This window comes from Azospirillum formosense (genome assembly GCF_040500525.1).
In the GTDB taxonomy this organism is placed as follows: Bacteria; Pseudomonadota; Alphaproteobacteria; order Azospirillales; family Azospirillaceae; genus Azospirillum; species Azospirillum formosense_A.
The window spans coordinates 590,781-608,834 of the sequence record NZ_CP159403.1 but is presented as its reverse complement, the minus strand read 5'-3'; the positions used below and the strand labels follow the sequence as shown (position 1 = coordinate 608,834).

Annotated in this window: 16 protein-coding genes; 9 read left to right on the top strand and 7 right to left on the bottom strand. The window is 68.7% G+C overall.

Translation table 11 applies throughout. The annotated features are described in order from the left end of the window. Positions 1 to 200 precede the first annotated feature (200 nt). From ABVN73_RS15895 to ABVN73_RS15875, 5 genes are all read left to right on the top strand, one after another. Complete coding sequence (locus tag ABVN73_RS15895; protein ID WP_353860600.1) at positions 201 to 854, top strand: metal-dependent hydrolase; 654 nt, start codon at positions 201 to 203, stop codon at positions 852 to 854. A gap of 230 nt (positions 855 to 1,084) precedes the next feature. Beyond that, positions 1,085 to 2,683 (top strand): hypothetical protein, encoded by a 1,599-nt coding sequence (locus tag ABVN73_RS15890; RefSeq protein WP_353860599.1) that lies wholly within the window; start codon positions 1,085 to 1,087, stop codon positions 2,681 to 2,683. A 181-nt stretch (positions 2,684 to 2,864) separates the two neighbouring features. After that, complete coding sequence (locus ABVN73_RS15885) at positions 2,865 to 3,401, top strand: (2Fe-2S)-binding protein (RefSeq protein ID WP_353860598.1); 537 nt, start codon at positions 2,865 to 2,867, stop codon at positions 3,399 to 3,401. Next, positions 3,398 to 4,396, top strand: coding sequence for a xanthine dehydrogenase family protein subunit M (locus tag ABVN73_RS15880; protein WP_353860597.1), 999 nt, complete (start codon positions 3,398 to 3,400; stop codon positions 4,394 to 4,396). Before ABVN73_RS15885 ends, ABVN73_RS15880 begins: the two co-directional genes overlap by 4 nt. After that, entirely contained in the window at positions 4,393 to 6,669 is a 2,277-nt protein-coding gene (locus ABVN73_RS15875) for a xanthine dehydrogenase family protein molybdopterin-binding subunit (RefSeq protein WP_353860596.1), read from the top strand. The genes ABVN73_RS15880 and ABVN73_RS15875 overlap by 4 nt, the downstream gene beginning before the upstream one ends. 138 nt (positions 6,670 to 6,807) lie before the next feature. On the opposite strand, the gene ahpF is transcribed toward ABVN73_RS15875, so the two are convergent. Continuing rightward, complete coding sequence (gene ahpF / locus ABVN73_RS15870) at positions 6,808 to 8,388, bottom strand: alkyl hydroperoxide reductase subunit F (RefSeq protein ID WP_353860595.1); 1,581 nt, start codon at positions 8,386 to 8,388, stop codon at positions 6,808 to 6,810. 250 nt (positions 8,389 to 8,638) lie between these two features. Then, entirely contained in the window at positions 8,639 to 9,202 is a 564-nt protein-coding gene (gene ahpC / locus ABVN73_RS15865) for an alkyl hydroperoxide reductase subunit C (protein ID WP_014198402.1), read from the bottom strand. A 222-nt stretch (positions 9,203 to 9,424) separates the two neighbouring features. Here ahpC and ABVN73_RS15860 point away from each other — a divergent pair, with 222 nt between their 5' ends. Further along, on the top strand, positions 9,425 to 10,381 hold the full coding sequence (locus ABVN73_RS15860) for a hydrogen peroxide-inducible genes activator (RefSeq protein ID WP_353860594.1): 957 nt from the start codon (positions 9,425 to 9,427) through the stop codon (positions 10,379 to 10,381). 28 nt (positions 10,382 to 10,409) lie between these two features. Here the strand turns inward: ABVN73_RS15860 and ABVN73_RS15855 are convergent, their stop codons facing one another. The 5 genes from ABVN73_RS15855 to ABVN73_RS15835 all read right to left on the bottom strand — a co-directional run bounded on the left by ABVN73_RS15855 (position 10,410) and on the right by ABVN73_RS15835 (position 15,380). Then, positions 10,410 to 11,006, bottom strand: a complete 597-nt coding sequence (locus ABVN73_RS15855; RefSeq protein WP_353860593.1) for a cupin domain-containing protein — start codon at positions 11,004 to 11,006, stop codon at positions 10,410 to 10,412. A 49-nt stretch (positions 11,007 to 11,055) separates the two neighbouring features. Further along, entirely contained in the window at positions 11,056 to 12,072 is a 1,017-nt protein-coding gene (locus ABVN73_RS15850; RefSeq protein WP_353860592.1) for a sulfate ABC transporter substrate-binding protein, read from the bottom strand. Positions 12,073 to 12,265: 193 nt separating this feature from the next. Continuing rightward, positions 12,266 to 13,171, bottom strand: a complete 906-nt coding sequence (locus ABVN73_RS15845; RefSeq protein WP_353860591.1) for a prephenate/arogenate dehydrogenase family protein — start codon at positions 13,169 to 13,171, stop codon at positions 12,266 to 12,268. 164 nt (positions 13,172 to 13,335) lie between these two features. Then, positions 13,336 to 14,430: a histidinol-phosphate transaminase gene (gene hisC / locus ABVN73_RS15840; protein WP_353860590.1), complete on the bottom strand. Its 1,095-nt coding sequence runs from the start codon at positions 14,428 to 14,430 to the stop codon at positions 13,336 to 13,338. A 38-nt stretch (positions 14,431 to 14,468) separates the two neighbouring features. Beyond that, complete coding sequence (locus ABVN73_RS15835) at positions 14,469 to 15,380, bottom strand: chorismate mutase (protein ID WP_353860589.1); 912 nt, start codon at positions 15,378 to 15,380, stop codon at positions 14,469 to 14,471. A gap of 202 nt (positions 15,381 to 15,582) precedes the next feature. Here ABVN73_RS15835 and ABVN73_RS15830 point away from each other — a divergent pair, with 202 nt between their 5' ends. From ABVN73_RS15830 to ABVN73_RS15820, 3 genes are all read left to right on the top strand, one after another. Further along, the gene (locus ABVN73_RS15830; protein ID WP_353860815.1) at positions 15,583 to 16,734 is read left to right on the top strand and encodes a homoserine O-acetyltransferase; all 1,152 of its coding nucleotides are present in this window, start codon (positions 15,583 to 15,585) and stop codon (positions 16,732 to 16,734) included. After that, the gene (gene metW / locus ABVN73_RS15825; protein WP_353860588.1) at positions 16,731 to 17,387 is read left to right on the top strand and encodes a methionine biosynthesis protein MetW; all 657 of its coding nucleotides are present in this window, start codon (positions 16,731 to 16,733) and stop codon (positions 17,385 to 17,387) included. The genes ABVN73_RS15830 and metW overlap by 4 nt, the downstream gene beginning before the upstream one ends. Positions 17,388 to 17,484: 97 nt before the next feature. After that, positions 17,485 to 18,054, top strand: a complete 570-nt coding sequence (locus ABVN73_RS15820) for a PRC-barrel domain-containing protein (protein ID WP_353860587.1) — start codon at positions 17,485 to 17,487, stop codon at positions 18,052 to 18,054.

The following is an 18,054-nucleotide window of genomic DNA, read 5'->3' as shown; positions in this document are numbered from 1 at the left end:
TCACAAATGCACGTGAACGCATGGGCGCCATGTCATTTCGGAATCCCTCTTGATCAGGCCGTGATTGTGTGGTCGCGACTTCTGTCCTAGTGTTAGGAACCAGGAATCCGGGAGCATCCGACAGAGTGGCCGTCACCCAGGCACAGCCTTCGCGCGTTCTGACGCCCTGTGCCTCATCGTTCGTCCGGCGGTGACCGTCCATGATGGCGTCTTCCCACATGATCGTCGGCGGGGCGGCGTGGTTTTACGCCTCGGCGCGATTCGGCCTGCCCTTCGACGTGGTGGCTTTCGGGGCGGCGGTGATCGGGTCGCTGGCGCCCGACATCGACCACCCCAAATCGACGCTCGGCCAATTGATGCGGCCCCTGTCGAACATCATCTCCGCCGTCTTCGGGCATCGCGGCGTCACCCACTCCACGCTGGCCATCGCGGGGTGCTTTTGGGTCCTGCACGAATACGCGGATTACTCGCACCTGATCCTGCCCTTCCTGATCGGCTACCTGACCCATCTGGCGGGCGACCTGCTGACTCCGGCGGGGCTTCCGCTGCTGTGGCCGATCAAGCGGCGGCGCAATTTCGCTCTGCCCATCCTGAAGACCGGCGGATTCTCCGAACAGCTGGCGGTCACGCTGCTCGCCGGCTGGATGATCTCCGGCCTGTTCTCCGCGTCCTGGCCGGGCCTGCCCCTCGACCGCCTGCCCTTCGAGAACTGGATGGCGATGGACCGCCCCTGGCGTTCCGCCGTCGTCGCGGCGCAGGGCTTCCTTGGGGAGGAAGGGCGGGAACGCAGCGCCCCGCCCATCCCTGCACGCAAGCCCGCCGAGCCGGCGAAGGCCCGCCCGTTGAAGGGCTGACTCACAAGCGCCTGGGTTGTGTTTTAAATGTAACGGTCAATGACTCATCTTTGCTTGCGCTTCGCCAAACTTGTTGCATTTCGTCATAGAGACCGCGGAAATCTGTCTTTGTCACCGCTTAGCGATTCGTTAGGCTTTTTAGCCATATTCTAGAAACCATATCCAATCGATCTTAGATTGAATTTCCACACGCTTCGATGCGGATGGGTCCGACCATGGCAAAGTTCCCGATGTCGAAAGAGACGCAGGCGGTCGACGGCGTTGCGCCCGATGCGATGTCGGCGATGCCGCTGCACCTCGCCATGCCCGACCTGGCCGGCGGACGGGACAACAGCCTGAAGCGTGTGTCCGACGTGCTGGCCCCGCTGGACCACGGGCAGAAGCTCCAGCTCTACAAGATGATCCGCGACGGGTATCTGGAGGACATGGCCGAGCCGGTCGCCCAGATGCTGGTCACCATGCTGAACGGACGGCGGTCGGAGCACGCGCGCCGTGTCTGGACCGGCCTGTTCGACGCCCTGATTCTGCGCGACGATTCCCTGCTGACCAGCGGGGTCCGGCTGGCCGGCGCCCTGCATCTGGCGGACGTCAGCGCCTGGTGGTTCGCCCTGGCACCGCGCATGGAACCGCTGGTCGGCCGCGTCCAGGAGACGGTGGCCCGGCTCGCCAAGGATCAGCCGCTGAACGAGATCTTCGCCTCCGCCGAGGCGCAGGTCTGGGCAGACGAATTGCGCCAGCGCAGCCTCGCCGTGCTGGCCCGCCTGCGCGCCACGCCGGCGGAGGCGACCGCCTTCCTGGCCGAGGTGTCGGGCTTCCGCGCGCAGATGTTGAAACGCCACGGCATCCGCCAGCGCGAGGGAGTCGCCCGTGCCGAGCTGGAGCGGATGGAAACCATCCTTCAGGCGGCCCCCGCCTGGGCGGGCCAGCCCCTGCCGTCGCTGCTGCACGGCGACCCGGTGCGTCTGGCGCGGGAGATGGCGCGGCGCGGCGACTGCACGCGAGACGGGGCCGCCATGTTCGCGGTGGCCGGCCTGCACCGGCGCGACGACGCCGCCTTGGCGACCCGCCTGTTCGAAACCTTTCCCGTCGCCGTGGCGAAGGACGCGATCATCGGCCGTCTCCTGGTCGCCGCGGAGGCTCTGAAGACGACGCTGACCGGCAGCTTCCTCAGCAAGCCGGGCCTGCTGGTGGCGGACGCGGTGGACGACCGCGACCACCCCTCCGCCCAGCTCCAGCATTTCCTGGCCTGGTACGACGCCGTCCACGCGCTGGAACTGGACACCACCGACCGCGAACGCAACATGGTCCATCAGGCGTTCCGCGAGCTGAGCAACGCGGTGCATGAGGATCTTGCCCCCGTCCTCGCCCGGCGGATCGAGGCGCTGACCATGCACAGCGTGCTGGACCCGCTGATGGAGCGCGTGCGCTTCGTCAACGAGTTCCAGGCGCAGCTGGCGCGGCGCGGCATCGTGTCGTCGGGCAAGCCGTGGCGGGCCGAGGACGGCAACCACGTCGCCACGGTGTTCCGCCGCCTGTCCTCCACCGGCGCCGCGGAGGGGCTGCGGACGTTGGGTCAGCTCGCCGATCTGGCGGACATGCTGAGCTACCCCATCGAGATCACCGCGCTCGACATCGCGCTGGCCGGGGTGATCGAGGCGGCCCTGCGGCAGCAGAAGACGTTCGGTGAGTCGGAGTCCCGCCTGATCGACCGCGTCATCGCCGTGTCGAGCGACGAGCGCAAGCGCTGCCGCTGGTGGGTCGCCCCGGAGGTCGTCACCCTGCTCGACGCCGCGGAGAAGTCCGGCATGGCCGGCACCGCGAAGAAGTAACGGCGGGAGCCGCAAGCCCCCGAACCGTCCACCTGTGCCCGGGACGCGCATCCCGCGTTCCCGGATCGTTCATTTCGACAGCGGAACGGTGGTGCCAACCTCCTGTTGTCCGGACATGTGAAGCCGGCGCAGCCCTTCGTCGTGGCGGCGTCCGGCGCTCCCCCGCAGATCCGGAGTCTCCATGGCACAGCTCAAGGCCAGCCTGCGCCCGGCCCCCGCGCCTCCCCCCGAACCGATTCCCGTCACGCTGAACGTCAACGGGGTGGAGCGGACGCTTCACCTCGCCCCCTGGACGACCCTGCTGGACGCGCTGCGCCTGCACCTCGACCTGACCGGCACCAAGAAGGGTTGCGACCATGGCCAGTGCGGGGCCTGCACCGTTCTGGTGGACGGGCGGCGCATCAATTCCTGCCTGACGCTGGCGGCGATGCAGGACGGCCGCAAGGTCACCACCATCGAGGGGCTGACCACCGGCGACGCGCTCCACCCGCTCCAAGAAGCCTTCATCGAGCATGACGCCTTCCAGTGCGGCTATTGCACGCCGGGCCAGATCTGTTCCGCGGCGGGGCTGATCGCCGAGGGCAAGGCCACCACCGACGACGAGATCCGGGAGCTGATGAGCGGCAACCTCTGCCGCTGCGGGGCCTACCCCAACATCGTGGCGGCGATCCGACAGGCCATGGCCACCGTGGCCCCGAAGGCGGAGGGCGCGCCATGAGGGCCTTCACCTACGCCAGGGCCGACAGCGCGGCCGATGCGGTCGGGCGGGCCGGCGCCTCCGGGACGGCCTTCGTCGCCGGGGGGACCAACCTGCTCGATCTGATGAAGGCCGACGTGCTGCAGCCGGACGGGCTGGTCGACATCTCGCGCCTGCCGCTGGACCGGATCGAGGACACGGCGGAGGGCGGCCTGCGGCTGGGCGCGCTGGCCCGCAACGCCGACACCGCTTACGACGAGCGGGTGAAGGCCCGCTACCCGATGCTGTCCAAGGCGATTCTCGCCGGAGCGTCCGCCCAGCTCCGCAACATGGCGACCAACGGCGGCAACCTGCTGCAGCGGACGCGGTGCTATTACTTCTACGACACGGCCACCCCCTGCAACAAACGGGAGCCGGGGTCGGGCTGCGGCGCGATCGGCGGGGTGAACCGCATCCACGCCATCCTCGGCGCCAGCGACCGGTGCATCGCCGTCCACCCCTCCGACCTCTGCGTCGCTCTGGCGGCGCTCGAAGCGGTCGTCCAGGTGACCGGGCCGAAGGGCGACCGCAGCATCCCCTTCGCCGAGTTCCACCGCCTGCCCGGCGACCGTCCGGAAATCGACACGACCTTGCAGCCGGGCGACCTCGTCACCGCCATCGACCTGCCGGCCAAGGGCTTCGCCGAGCATTCGACCTATCTGAAAATCCGCGACCGCGCCTCCTACGCCTTCGCGCTGGTGTCGGTGGCTGCGGGGCTGGAGATGGACGGGGGGACCGTCCGCGACGCCCGCTTGGCGCTGGGCGGAGTCGCCCACAAGCCCTGGCGCGACCCGGAGGCCGAAGCCGCCCTCATCGGGAAACCCGCTACGCCCGACCAGTTCCGCGCCGCCGCGCGTGTTCTGCTGCGCGACGCCAAGGGGCATGAGCACAACAGCTTCAAGATCGAACTGGCCGAGCGCGCCATTGTCCGCGCCCTGACCGAAGCCGCAGACCGCAAGGGAGCGCCCCGCCCATGATCGCCATTCCCAGCATCCCCGGCTTCCTGACGGAGCCCAACGGCCCCATCGGCAAGCCCGTCAGCCGGGTGGACGGGCGCAAGAAGGTGACCGGCGAGGCCCATTACGCCGCCGAATTCAGCTTGCCGGACCTCGCCCACGGCTACATCGTCTCCAGCGGCATCGCGCGCGGGCGGATCACCCGCATCGACACGGCGGCGGCGCTGGCCCTGCCCGGCGTCATCCATGTCTTCACCCACGAGAACCGGCCGAGCCTCGCCTGGTTCGACCGCAAATGGAAGGACGACGACGCGCCCAAGGGCGCTCCCTTCCGGCCGCTCTACGACGCGGAGATCCACCACGCGCTCCAACCGGTTGCGCTGGTGATCGCCGAGAGTTTCGAGCTGGCCCGCTACGCCGCCCGCCTCGTCCACATCGAGTATGAGACGGCCCCCCACCAGACCGACCTGCGCGCCAACCGCGCGAACACCTTCACCCCCGGCAAGGACAAGGGCGGATTCCAGCCCCCGCCGAAGCCGCGCGGCAACCCGGAGCAGGCCTTCCTCGACTCGCCCGTCCAGGTGGACGCGGAGTTCACCCAGGCGGCGGAATACCACAACCCGATGGAGATGCACGCCACCACCGTCCTGCACCACGACGACGGCACGCTGACCGTCCACGACAAGACCCAGGGCGCGCAGAACTGCCACACCTACGTCTGCAACGTCTTCGGCCTGCCCAAATCCGCCGTGCGGGTGATGTCGCCCTTCGTCGGCGGCGCCTTCGGCTCGGGCTTGCGGCCGCAGCATCAGCTCTTCATGGCCATGCTGGCGGCGACGCAGTTGAGACGCTCCGTCCGGGTGGAGCTGTCGCGCCCTCAGATGTTCAGCTTCGGCCACCGCCCCGAAACCATCCAGCGGGTGGCGCTGGGGGCCGACCGCGACGGCACGCTGCGGGCGCTGATCCACGAGGCGGTGCAGGAAAGCTCCCGGAACGAGAACTATGTGGAGATCGTCGTCAACTGGTCGGGCCAGCAGTACACGTGCGACAACGTCCGGCTGGACTACAAGCTGTCGCGGCTGGACGTGCACACCCCCTTGGACCAGCGCGCGCCGGGTGCGGCGACCGGCGTCCCGGCGCTGGAAATCGCCATGGACGAGCTGGCCTGCAAGCTCGGCATGGACCCGCTGGAGCTTCGCCTGAAGAACTACGCCGAGACCGACCCCAACACCGGAAACCCTTTCTCAAGCAAGGAGCTGCGCGCCTGCTTCCGGCAGGGGGCGGAGCGGTTCGGCTGGGCGAAGCGCAGCCCCGCGCCGCGTTCCATGCGCGAGGGGCGGGAGCTGATCGGCTGGGGCATGGCGGCGGGGGTCTGGGACGCCATGCAGGGGCAGGCCGCCGCCAAGGCGGTCCTGGGAGTCGACGGGAAGCTGGTGGTGTCGAGCGCCACCGCCGACATCGGCACCGGCACCTACACCGTCATGACGCAGATCGCCGCCGACGTGCTGGGCCTGCCGATCGAGGAGGTGACCTTCTGCCTGGGCGACTCCTCGCTGCCCACCGCCCCCATCGAGGGCGGGTCCTGGACGGTGTCCACCGTCGGCTCGGCGGTCAAGGCGGTGTGCGACCGGGTGCGGTCACAGCTCGTCGCATTGGCCGGGAAGCTGGAGGACAGCCCGTTGAAGGGCGTGGCGGAGGAGGATGTGCTCTTTGCCGACGGGCATCTGGTCGCCCGTGACGACCGGGCGCGGCGGCTGTCCATCACCGATGTGATGCGCGGCTCCGGCACCCTGTCCATCGAGGAGGAGGCGCGCGCCCTGCCCTACCTGCTGGCCCGGGCGCGGCACACCTTCGCCACCCATTCCGCCGTCTTCGTGGAGGTCCGGGTGGACGAGGATCTCGGCACCATCCGGGTGGCCCGCGTGGTCAGCGCCATCGCCGCCGGGCGCATCATCAACCCCAAGACGGCGCGCAGCCAGATTCAGGGCGCCGTGGTCTGGGGCATCGGCATGGGGCTGGAGGAGGAGGCCGTCACCGACCATCGGCTGGGCCGCGTGATGAACCACGACTACGCCGAGTATCACGTCCCGGTGAACGCCGACGTGCCGGAGATCGACGTGCTGTTCGTCGAGGAGCACGACGACATGGTCAACGCGCTGGGCGCCAAGGGGGTCGGCGAGATCGGCATCGTCGGCGTTCCCGCCGCCATCGCCAACGCCATCCATCACGCGACCGGCGTGCGCGTGCGCGATTTCCCGATCACGCTGGACAAGGTGCTGGCGGGGCTGGGCTGATAAGGGAAAGTGGTCGCGTCGGCCCCCCCTCCCGACCTCCCCCCGCTTCGCAGGGGGAGGAGAAAAGCCCTCCCCTGCAAAGCGGGGGAGGGTTGGGTGGGGGCTCTACGCGACCACCTCCCAAACCAACCGCACCCCTTACGCCGCGGCGACGGCCTCCACCGGCGCCATGCGGATCAGGTAGTCGAAGGCCGACAGCGCGGCCTTCGAGCCCTCGCCCATGGCGATGATGATCTGCTTGTAGGGCACCGTCGTCGCGTCGCCCGCCGCGAACACGCCGGGGACGGAGGTCTGGCCGCGCGCGTCCACCTCGATCTCGCCCCGCGGGCTCAGCGCCACCGAGCCCTTCAGCCACTCGGTGTTGGGAACGAGGCCGATCTGCACGAAGATGCCTTCCAGATCGACCCGGTGCACCTCACCGGTGTTGCGGTTCTTGTAGCTGAGGCCGGTCACCTTGGTGCCGTCGCCATGCACCTCGGTCGTCAGACCCGACGTGATGACGCGCACGTTGGGCAGGCTGCGCAGCTTGCGCTGAAGCACCTCGTCGGCACGGAGCTGGCTGTCGAACTCGATCAGCGTCACCTCGGCGACGATGCCGGCCAGATCGATGGCCGCCTCGACGCCGGAGTTGCCGCCGCCGATCACCGCCACGCGCTTGCCCTTGAACAGCGGGCCGTCGCAGTGCGGGCAGTAGGCCACGCCCTTGTTGCGGTACTCGTCCTCGCCGGGGACGCCCATCTGGCGCCAGCGGGCGCCGGTGGACAGGATCACCGTCTTCGACTTCAGCGAGGCGCCGTTGGCGAGCTGGACCTCGATCAGGCCGCCCGGCCCCTCGGCGGGGATCAGCTTCTCCGCCCGCTGCAGGTTCATCACGTCGACCTCATACTCCTTGACGTGCTGCTCCAGCGCGGTGGCCAGCTTCGGACCCTCGGTGTGGGAGACGGAGATGAAGTTCTCGATGGCCATGGTGTCGAGCACCTGCCCGCCGAAACGCTCCGCCGCGACACCGGTGCGGATGCCCTTGCGGGCCGCGTAGATCGCCGCCGCGGCGCCGGCCGGGCCGCCGCCGATCACCAGCACGTCGAAGGCGTCCTTGGCCTTGATCTTCTCCGCGTCGCGCTGCGAGGCGCCGGTGTCGATCTTGGCGAGGATCTGCTCCAGCCCCATGCGGCCCTGGCCGAACGGCTCGCCGTTCAGGAAGATCGACGGGACGGCCATGATCTTGCGCGATTCAACCTCCTGCTGGAACAGCGCGCCGTCGATGGCGACATGCTTGATCCGCGGGTTCAGAACGCTCATCAGGTTCAGGGCCTGCACCACGTCGGGGCAGTTCTGGCAGGACAGCGAGAAGTAGGTCTCGAAGCTGTACTCACCCTCCAGCGCCTTCACCTGCTCGATGACATCCGCCGATTCCTTGGAGGGGTGGCCGCCGACCTGCAGCAGGGCGAGGATGAGGGAATTGAATTCATGGCCCATCGGCAGGCCGGCGAAGCGGACGCCGATGTCGGTGCCGGTGCGCTTGATCGCGAAGGAGGGCTTGCGCGCGTCGTCGTCGGTGCGGACGTAGGTGATCTTGTCCGACAGGGACGCGATGTCCTGCAGCAGAGCCTGCATTTCCTGCGACTTGGCGCCGTCGTCCAGGGAGGCGGCCAGTTCGATGGGCTGCGTGATCTTGTCGAAATAGGCCTTGAGCTGGCCTTTGACGTTGCTATCCAACACGGCGAGGGCTCCCGAAAGTGGTTTTTCGAAGCGAGCCCGGTGGCGCCAGGGCGGGTCCGGGCAGCAGAAGTTCGTTGAAGCGTTTCTTGTCGAACGGCGGATCTTGGTGAACGGCAGATCTTGATGAACGGATGAAGGCCACTCGTGATCCGGGCCCGGAATCGATCCGGGCCCGAAGCCGTGGCGCCGCGGCCGAACCGTCCGGCCGCGGTTGCGGCCGGCGGTTCCCAGATGATCTTGCCGGAGAGGCTTAGATCTTGCCGACGAGGTCGAGCGACGGGGCGAGAGTCTTCTCACCCTCTTCCCACTTGGCCGGGCAGACCTCGCCCGGGTGCGAGGCGACGTACTGGGCGGCCTTCACCTTGCGGAGCAGCTCGCGGGCGTCGCGGCCGATGCCGCCGGCGGTGATCTCGATGATCTGGATCTTGCCGTCCGGGTCGACGACGAAGGTGCCGCGATCGGCGAGGCCCTTCTCCTCGATCAGGATCTCGAAGTTGCGGCAGATCGTGCCGGTCGGGTCGCCGACCATGGTGTAGGCGATCTTGCCGATGGCCGGCGAGGTGTCGTGCCAGGCCTTGTGGCAGAAGTGGGTGTCGGTCGAAACGCTGTAGATCTCAACGCCGAGCTTCTGGAACTCGCTGTAGTTATCGGCCAGGTCTTCCAGCTCGGTCGGGCACACGAAGGTGAAGTCCGCCGGGTAGAAGAAGACGACCGACCACTTGCCCTTCAGGTCGGCGTCGCTGACGTCGATGAACTTGCCGCCCTTGAAAGCGGTCGCCTTGAACGGCTTAATCTCGGTGTTGATCAAGGACATGATATCTCCATCAGTCTGAATGATTGGAGCAAGCGTCACTCCGGTGTCCTGCCAGTCTGGCGCCGTTTCCCATATGGGCCACCGGTGCCGCGGCATCCCTGCCGGAAGTCTGCTCCCCCCTCGTTGGTCGCTTGACACCAGGGAAGTTAGGGGCAATGGATCAGCGATGGAAGCGAAAAATACCAATCGCTTTGATCGATAAAACCGATTATTGTGCGGTGCATGAAGCCCCTACCCACCTTGCGTCAGCTCCACTACCTCGTCGCCGTCGTCGATCGCTGCCATTTCGGCAAGGCGGCGGAAGCCTGCCTCGTCAGCCAGTCCACGCTCAGCGCCGGCATCCAGGAGTTGGAGAATCTGCTGGGCGCCCCGCTGCTGGAGCGGACGCGGCGCACCGTCCTGCCGACCCCGCTGGGCCGCGAGATCGCCGACCGCGCCCGCATCGTCCTGAAGGGGGCGGAGGAACTGGTGGACATGGCCCGCTCGGTGGAGGACCCGATGTCCGGGCCGCTCCATCTGGGCGTGATCCCGACCATCGGCCCGTTCCTGATTCCCCGCGTGATGCCGGCGCTGCGCGACAGCTTCCCCAAGCTGAAGCTGTTCCTGCGCGAGGACCAGACCGCCCGGCTGCTCGACCGGCTGGAGTCGGGGGAACTGGACGCGGCCATCCTCGCCCTGCCCTACCCCTCCGGCGACGTGGAATCGATCGACATCGCCGAAGACCGCTTTTCCGTGGTCTGCACGCCGGAGCACCGGCTGAGCGACGTCACGACGCCCCGCCCCTCCGACGTGGCGCTGGAGGATCTTCTGCTGCTGGAGGACGGGCATTGCCTGCGCGACCACGCGCTGGCCGCCTGCTCCATGGAAGGGGCGCGGCAAAGCGCCACGTTCCAGGGCACCAGCCTGCACACGCTGGTCCAGATGGTCGCCAACGGGCTGGGGGTGACCCTGCTGCCGCAGATGGCGCTCGACTCGGGAATTCTGCGCGGTTTGGACGTGGTGGTCCGCCCGCTGGGCGGAGAGCGGCCGTTCCGCCGCATCGGGCTGGTCTGGCGCCGCACCTCCGGCCGCAAGGAAACCTTCCGGCAGCTCGCCGCCGCCCTGAAGACGGAGATGTCCCGCGACAGCGGACCGCAGGCCCCCGCCAACGGCGACGCCAGCGTGCGGACCGCCGCCTGACCCGAACGCGGGATCTGAGCACGCGGAATCAGAGCACGTAGGTCATCACAAGATAGAGAAGCGCCTCGCCGTCGCCCACGTTGCGGTAGGCGTGGGGAGCGTCGGCGTCGAATTGGATCGTATCGCCCTCTTCCAGCCGGTGGGTGCCGTCGCCGGTCTCGATCTCGACCACGCCACGCCCGACCAGGATGTTCTCCACGGTGCCGATGGTGTGGGCGTCGGCCCGCTCGTCGGTGCCGGGGGCGAGGCGCAGCTCGTAGAACTCCACCTGCCGCTCGCCGCGGAAGGGGAACAGCGCCCGCGAGCTGAACCGCCCATCGCGCGAGGCGAGCGGCCGGCTGTCCGCCCGCCGGATCACCGTTGTCCCGCCGCTGCCCCCGCTGCTGAGCAGACTGGAGAAGGGCACGTCGAGCGCGCGGGCGATGGTCCAGAGGAAGTCGATGCTGGACGGCCCCCGCCCGGCCTCGACCGCCGTCAATTCCGCCCGGCTGTTGCCCGACAGCTTGGCCAGCGCGTCCACGGACAGTCCCTGGCGGAGCCGGAAATTGCGGATGTTCTCGGCGATCACACCGATCAGCGGGTTGGCGTCGCCGTCCGTGGTCCGGGGGGTCGATGTCGTGCTCATGCTGTGTGGCCCTCCCGCGCTCATTGAATCGGTCAAAGGATTTCAGGCTTCAGCGCGGCGCCTGCTGAAGCTGGTCGAACAGCCCACCCTCCGCGAAATGGGTCGCCTGGGCCTTGCGCCAGCCGCCGAAAATTTCGTCCACGGTCACCAGCGCCACCGGCGAGAAGCGCCCGGCGTACTGCCGCGCCAGCTCGGGATGGCGGGGCCGGTAGAAGTTCCGGGCGGCGATTTCCTGCCCCTCGCGGGTGTAGAGATACTGCACATAGGCTTCGGCCACCTTGCGTGTGCCCTTGCGGTCGACCACGCTGTCCACCACGGCCACCGGCGGCTCGGTGAGGATGGACAGGGACGGCACGACGATCTCGAACTGGTCGGCGCCGAACTCCTGGAGCGACAGGAAGGCCTCGTTCTCCCAGGCCAGCAGCACGTCGCCGACGCCCTTGCGCGTGAAGGTCAGCGCGGCCCCGCGGGCGCCGCTGTCCAGCACCGGCACATGCCGATACAGTTCGGCGACGAATTGCCTGGCCTTCGCCTCGTCGCCGCCGTTGGCCTTCAGCGCGTAGGCCCAGGCGGCGAGGTAGTTCCAGCGCGCCCCGCCCGAGGTCTTCGGGTTGGGCGTGACCACCTCCACGTCCGGCTTCACCAGATCGTCCCAGTCCTTGATCCGCTTCGGGTTGCCCTTGCGGACCAGGAACACGATGGTGGAGGTGTAGGGGGAGCTGTTGTTCGGCAGCCGGGTCCGCCAATCCTTGGCGATCAGCCCGGCGTCGGCGATGGCGTCCACGTCGTAGCCCAGAGCCAGAGTCACCACGTCGGCATCCAGCCCGTCGATGACCGAACGCGCCTGCGCGCCCGATCCGCCGTGCGACTGGTGGATGACCACCGTCTCCCCCGACGCCTCCGCCCAGGTGCGCGCGAAGGCCGGGTTGAACTCCTCGTACAGCTCCCGCGTCGGGTCGTAGGAGACGTTCAGGATCGTGCTGCGGCTCGCGGCGCTGGCGGTCGCCAGGGCGGCCAACGTCACCAGCCCGACGGCGATGAGACTCTGGCTGAAGCGCGACGGCATGAACGGTGTTCCCCAGGCTGACGGTCGATGGCGCGGTGCCGGGGATTATTGAACACGGGCGATCCCTATCAGGCAAGTCGTCTTTTGACGTTTTGTGTGTAATTCACATATGCACGATTATCATTTATCGGAATTTTAATGTGAAATTTTCGCGGTGGACGGCGACGCCGGACGAAAGGCGCAATCGAAGCGGTCAGGCCTGCTTGGCGTCGATGATGCCGCGGCGGATGGCGCGGGTCTTAGTGAAATGGTCCTGCAGCTGCTCCCCCTCGCCCCAGCGGATGGCGCGCTGGAGGGCGGTCAGGTCCTCGGTGAAGCGCTGGAGGATTTCCAGGACCGCTTCCCGGTTGTTCAGGAACACGTCGCGCCACATCACCGGATCGCTGGCGGCGATGCGGGTGAAGTCGCGGAAACCGCCGGCGGAGAACTTGATGACCTCCGACTTCGTGTCGTCCTCCAGGTCGGACGCCGTGCCGACGATGGTGTAGGCGATCAGGTGCGGCAGGTGAGAGGTGATGGCCAGCACGCGGTCGTGATGGTTGGCGTCCATCAGTTCGACGGTGGAACCGATCCGGCGCCACATCGCCACCACCTTGTCCACCGCGCCCTCGTTGGCGCCGGGCGGCGGCGTGACGATGCACCAGCGTCCCTGGAACAGGGTGGCGAAGCCGGCCTCCGGACCCGAATGCTCGGTGCCCGCCACCGGGTGGCCGGGAATCAGATGCACGCCGTCCGGGATGTGCGGCCCGACGTCGCGCAGCACCGCCTGCTTCACCGAGCCGACGTCCGTCACGATCATGCCGGGGCGCAGCAGCGGCCCCAGCTGCTCCCCCACCTCGGCGAAGGCGCCGACGGGAGTCGCCAGGACCACCACGTCCGCGCCGTCCAGCGCTTCCGCCAGATCGGTGGTGGCGCGCGCGACGATGCCCAGCTCCATCGCCTTGGCGCAATGCTCCGGGCTGCGGTCCGCGCAGACGACCTGACGCGCCACCCCGTAATGCGTGAGCGCCCGCGCCAGGGACGAGCCGATCAGGCCCACGCCGACGATGGCGACGCGGTCGAACAGGGGGGTGGCCAGGGTGGCGGCGGTCTCGGTCATGGTCTCACGGCACCGGCTGCGGATGGGTTGCAGAACGCCCCGCTATAAAGCACCAAGGCGCCCCCCGACCAAGCGAAACTTTGGTCGGCCGGGCGTTCGCAAGGGCCGGAACGAAAAGGCCGGGCGCATGGCCCGGCCTGTTTCCGATCATTCCGAGGAGGGTATCACGCCGCCAGGAAGTCCTTCAGCGCCCGCACCACCTCGCGCATTTCGGTCTCGGTGCCGATGGTGACGCGCAGGCAGCTCGGCAGGCCGTAGGCGGGCATCTGGCGGACCAGGATGCCGCGGCCCTTCAGGAACAGGCGCGCCGCCTCGGCGTCGTCCTTGCCGGCGGTCTGGCCGGCAAAGTCGACCAGGACGAAGTTCGTCACGCTGGGATGGGTCTTCAGCCCCAGCCCCTGCACCTGCTGGACGAACCACTCCCGCCATTCGGTGTTGTGGCTGCGCGACCGCTCCAGGAACTCGGTGTCCTCCAGCGCCGCCACCCCGGCGATCTGCGCCGCGGAAGAGACGTTGAAGGGGCCGCGCACGCGGTTCAGCACGTCGGCGATCCCCGCCGGGCAATAGGCCCAGCCGAGCCGGACCGAGCCCAGCGCGAAGATCTTCGAGAAGGTGCGGGTCATCACCACGTTGGGGAAGCGGTCCACCAACTCCTGCCCCGCCGAATAGTCGTTGTGGTTCATGTACTCGGCGTAGGCCGCGTCGATGACCAGGATGGCGTTTTCCGGCAGGCCGGCGTGCAGCCGGGCCATCTCGTCGGCGGTGATGTAGGTGCCGGTCGGATTGTTCGGGTTGGCGACGAAGACCAGCCGGGTGCGCGGCGTGACGTGGGCCAGCAGCGAATCCACATCGGTGGTCAGGTTCGTCTCCGGCGCCTGGACCGGGGTGGCGCCGACCGACTTGGCGCCGATCGGGTACATCAGGAAGCCGTGCTGCGAGTACAGCACCTCGTCCCCCGGTCCGGCGTAGGCGCGGATCAGCAGGGCGATCAGCTCGTCGGAGCCGGCGCCGCAGACGACGCGGTCGGCGTCCAGCCCGAAGCGCTCGGCGATGGCCTTGCGCAGCTTGGCGGAGCCGCCGTCCGGGTAGCGGTGCAGCTCGCCCGCGGCGGCCTTGTAGGCCTCCACGGCGCGCGGGCTCGGGCCGAGCGCGCCTTCGTTGGAGGCGAGGCGGATGTGCCCCGCATGTTCGCCGCCGACATAGGGGGCGATGTCGAGAATCCCCGGGCGGGGCGCCGGGCCGTTGTTCGGCTTGGTCATGTCAGGTCTCGGACCTTGCGGGCGTCATTGGGAGGGCGTCATTGGAAAGACGAGGCGGAGAGATGGAGCGGGACGGCGTAGCCGCCCACGATGTTGATCCGCACCGGGATCTCGCCCAGCCGGGCCGCGAAGGCGGCGAGGCGCGGGTCGGTGTGGTCGACGAAGTCGGCGACCTCGACCAGATGGATCGACGGCCCGGACGGGTCGCGGGCGTGCCAGGTGCAGAAGTAGGTCGGGGCGAGGCCGCTCGTCTCCAGATGGTCCTTGAGCCGGCCGCGGCTGAGGTCCTGCCCCAGCTCGATCCCCAGCAGGGTGCGGTCGTCGCCGGTCGGCTCGTGCGGGACCAGCGCGATGGCCAGCGCGTCGCGATCCTCGCCGCGGGCGTTGCCGCGCCCGGCGAAGGGGAGCCGCGCCACCACGCGCGGCGTGCGCGCGTCGGACGACACCAGGAACCGCCACCAGGGGTCCGCGTCGTCCTCCGCCGGGTAGGGAACGACGCCGACGGTGGCGGCGCCCTCCGACACCGCGCGGATGGCCGCGGCGGGCGAATTGACGGCGGTCATCGGAACGACGCTGCCGAAATGGTCGCGGGCCACGTCCCAGAATCCGCGGCGGTCCTCCGGCGCGTAGACGGCGACGGCGAAGGGGCCCTGGAGACGGGTGAAGGCGGTGATCATCTCCCGCCACATGCGGACGACGGCCATCGCCGGGAAGGAACCGGCGTGGCGCGCCATCAGGCGGCGCAGGATGACCGCCTCGCGGGCCGGGCGCAGGTAGATCGGGGTCTGCGGATTCCCGCTGACCTGACCCTCGGCGGCCTCGATCTGGCTTTTGACGACACCGACGCGCTCCACAACCGCCGCGCGGCGCATCAGCAGGTCGTGGATCGTATCGTCGATGTGATCGATCTCGCGGCGCAGATCGTCGAGCGGGGACTTGGGCGGAGGCATGGGGCGGGAAACCGTCAAATCCAAAGCGAATCCAAAGCCGGATAGTAGTAGTCCGCAAGCGATGCGAAATCAAAGAAAACGTTGACACTCCCAACCGCCGGTCCATAGCTATACCGTCCCGTTTCCCGGAGGCCCCCGACCCGTCATGTCCGCGCCGAACCCCGCCGCCGTGCCTGCCGCCGTGCCCGCCGAACCCGCGACGATGCCCGGCCACCGGGTCACGCTCGGGGTGGACCGGCCCATGCGGCTGGACAGCGGCGCGGAGCTGGGCCCGTTCGAGGTCGCCTACCAGACCTACGGCACGCTGAACGCGGACCGGTCGAACGCCATCCTGATCTGCCACGCCCTGACCGGCGACCATTACGTGCTCGACCGCCATCCGGTGACCGGCAAGCCCGGCTGGTGGGAGATGCTGGTCGGCCCCGGCAAGCCGGTCGACACCGACCGTTACTTCGTCATCTGCTCCAACGTCATCGGCGGCTGCATGGGCTCCACCGGCCCGAAGGAGACCGACCCGGCGACCGGCAAGCCCTACGGCCTCGGCTTCCCCGTCATCACCATCGGCGACATGGTGCGCGCGCAGAAGCTGCTGGTGGAGCATCTCGGGATCGACCAGCTCTTCTGCGTGATCGGCGGCTCGATGGGCGGCATGCAGGTCCTGCAATGGGCCGTCGCCTACCCGGAATCGGTCTTCGCCGCGGTGCCAATCGCCACGGCGGCCCGCCACTCCGCGCAGAACATCGCCTTCCACGAGGTCGGCCGGCAGGCGATCATGGCCGACCCGGACTGGGCCGGCGGCAACTATCTGCTGGAGGGCACCCGCCCCCACCGCGGGCTGGCGGTGGCGCGCATGGCGGCGCACATCACCTACCTGTCGGAACCGGCGCTGCACCGCAAATTCGGGCGCAACCTGCAGAACCGACAGACCGTCACCTACGGCTTCGACGCCGATTTCCAGGTGGAGAGCTATCTGCGCCACCAGGGCATCACCTTTGTCGAGCGCTTCGACGCCAACTCCTATCTCTACATCACGCGGGCGATGGACTATTTCGACCTCGCGGCCGATTACGGGGGCGGCACCCTGTCCAACGCCTTCCGCAAGGACGGCAAGGGCACGCCGGTGCGCTTCTGTCTGGCCAGCTTCTCCAGCGACTGGCTGTTCCCGACCTCGGAATCGCGGGCCATCGTCCACGCGCTGAACGCGGTGGCGGCCAACGTCAGCTTCGTGGAGATCCGCACCGACAAGGGCCACGATTCCTTCCTGCTCGACGAGCCGGAATTCCATCAGGTGATCCGCGGGTTCCTGGAGGGCTGCGCCGAGCACCGCGGACTGACACGGACTTCGCGGCCATGAGCCCCCTCGACGACAAGCAGGCCTCCGCCCGCACCGCCTCCGGCACCGGCGCCGGCATCCGCACGGACCTGAGGCTGATCGCCGAGATGGTCGAGCCGGGCAGCCGCGTGCTCGACGTCGGCTGCGGCGACGGCGCCCTGCTCGCCTTCCTGTCGCGCCGGAAGGGGGTGGACGGGCGCGGGATCGAGCTGTCGATGGACGGCGTGCACCAGTGCGTGGCCCAGGGCCTGTCGGTCATCCAGGGCGACGCCGAGACCGACCTGAAGGACTACCCGCCGGGCGCCTTCGATTACGTGATCCTCAGCCAGACCCTCCAGGCGATGCGGGAGCCGCGGACGGTGCTGGAGACGATGACCCGCATCGGGCGGCGGGCCATCGTGTCGGTGCCCAACTTCGGCTATTGGCGCATCCGCGTGCAGCTCCTGCTCACCGGGCGCATGCCGGTGACGGAGAAGCTGGGCTACCAGTGGTGGGAAACCCCCAACATCCACTTCTGCACGATCAAGGATTTCGTCGTCCTGGCGGAGGAGATGGGCATCCGGATCGAGCGCTGCATGATCGTGAACCGCGCCGGCCGGGTCACCGGCCACGCCCATTCCGGGCTTGCCAACCTGCTGGGCGAACAGGGCGTTTTCCTGCTGCGCCGCGACTGATCGGGCACCGCGGGTTCCCGGCGATGCAACCCCTGCCCCGCTGGCGCTGTTGAACAGGCAAAGTCCGTTCAACAACCGTCAGCGGGAGCTTCGCACCATGCGCCTCGTCCCTTCGTACGTCCTGGCCGCATCGGCCGCCGCCCTGCTGTTGTCCGGCACCGCCTCGGCGCAGACACAACCGGCGCCATCGGACGCCGCGCGGCCCCCGCTGATGACGGCGCCGCGCCCGGACGACACCCCGGCCACGCCGCCCGCGGCCTCGCCGGAGGGACTCGGCGGCGACGCCCCTTCCGACGAGATGAATCGCGCCGCACCCTCCGTCGCCGCGATTCCCCACCTGCTGACCCCAGAGGAGGCGCGAACCCTGATCGGCAAGGAGGTGCGGACCCGCGACGGCCAGCCCGGCGGCTCCATCAAGGATTTCACGCTGGACGGCACCGCCGCCTCGATCGAACGGATCGTGCTCGCCCCCGCCGAGGGAAGCGGAGCGGACGGCAAGCTGCGCTCGCTGCCGGTCAGCATGCTGCGCACCGACATCGCGGGCGCGGCCGCCGGTGCCGACGGCTCGACACCGCCGACGCTGGACCTGCCCGCCGCCGAGCTGGCGCGGGCGCCGGAATTCACCTATGGCGAGGGGGTGAAGACGGTGACCGGGCAGCCGCAATAG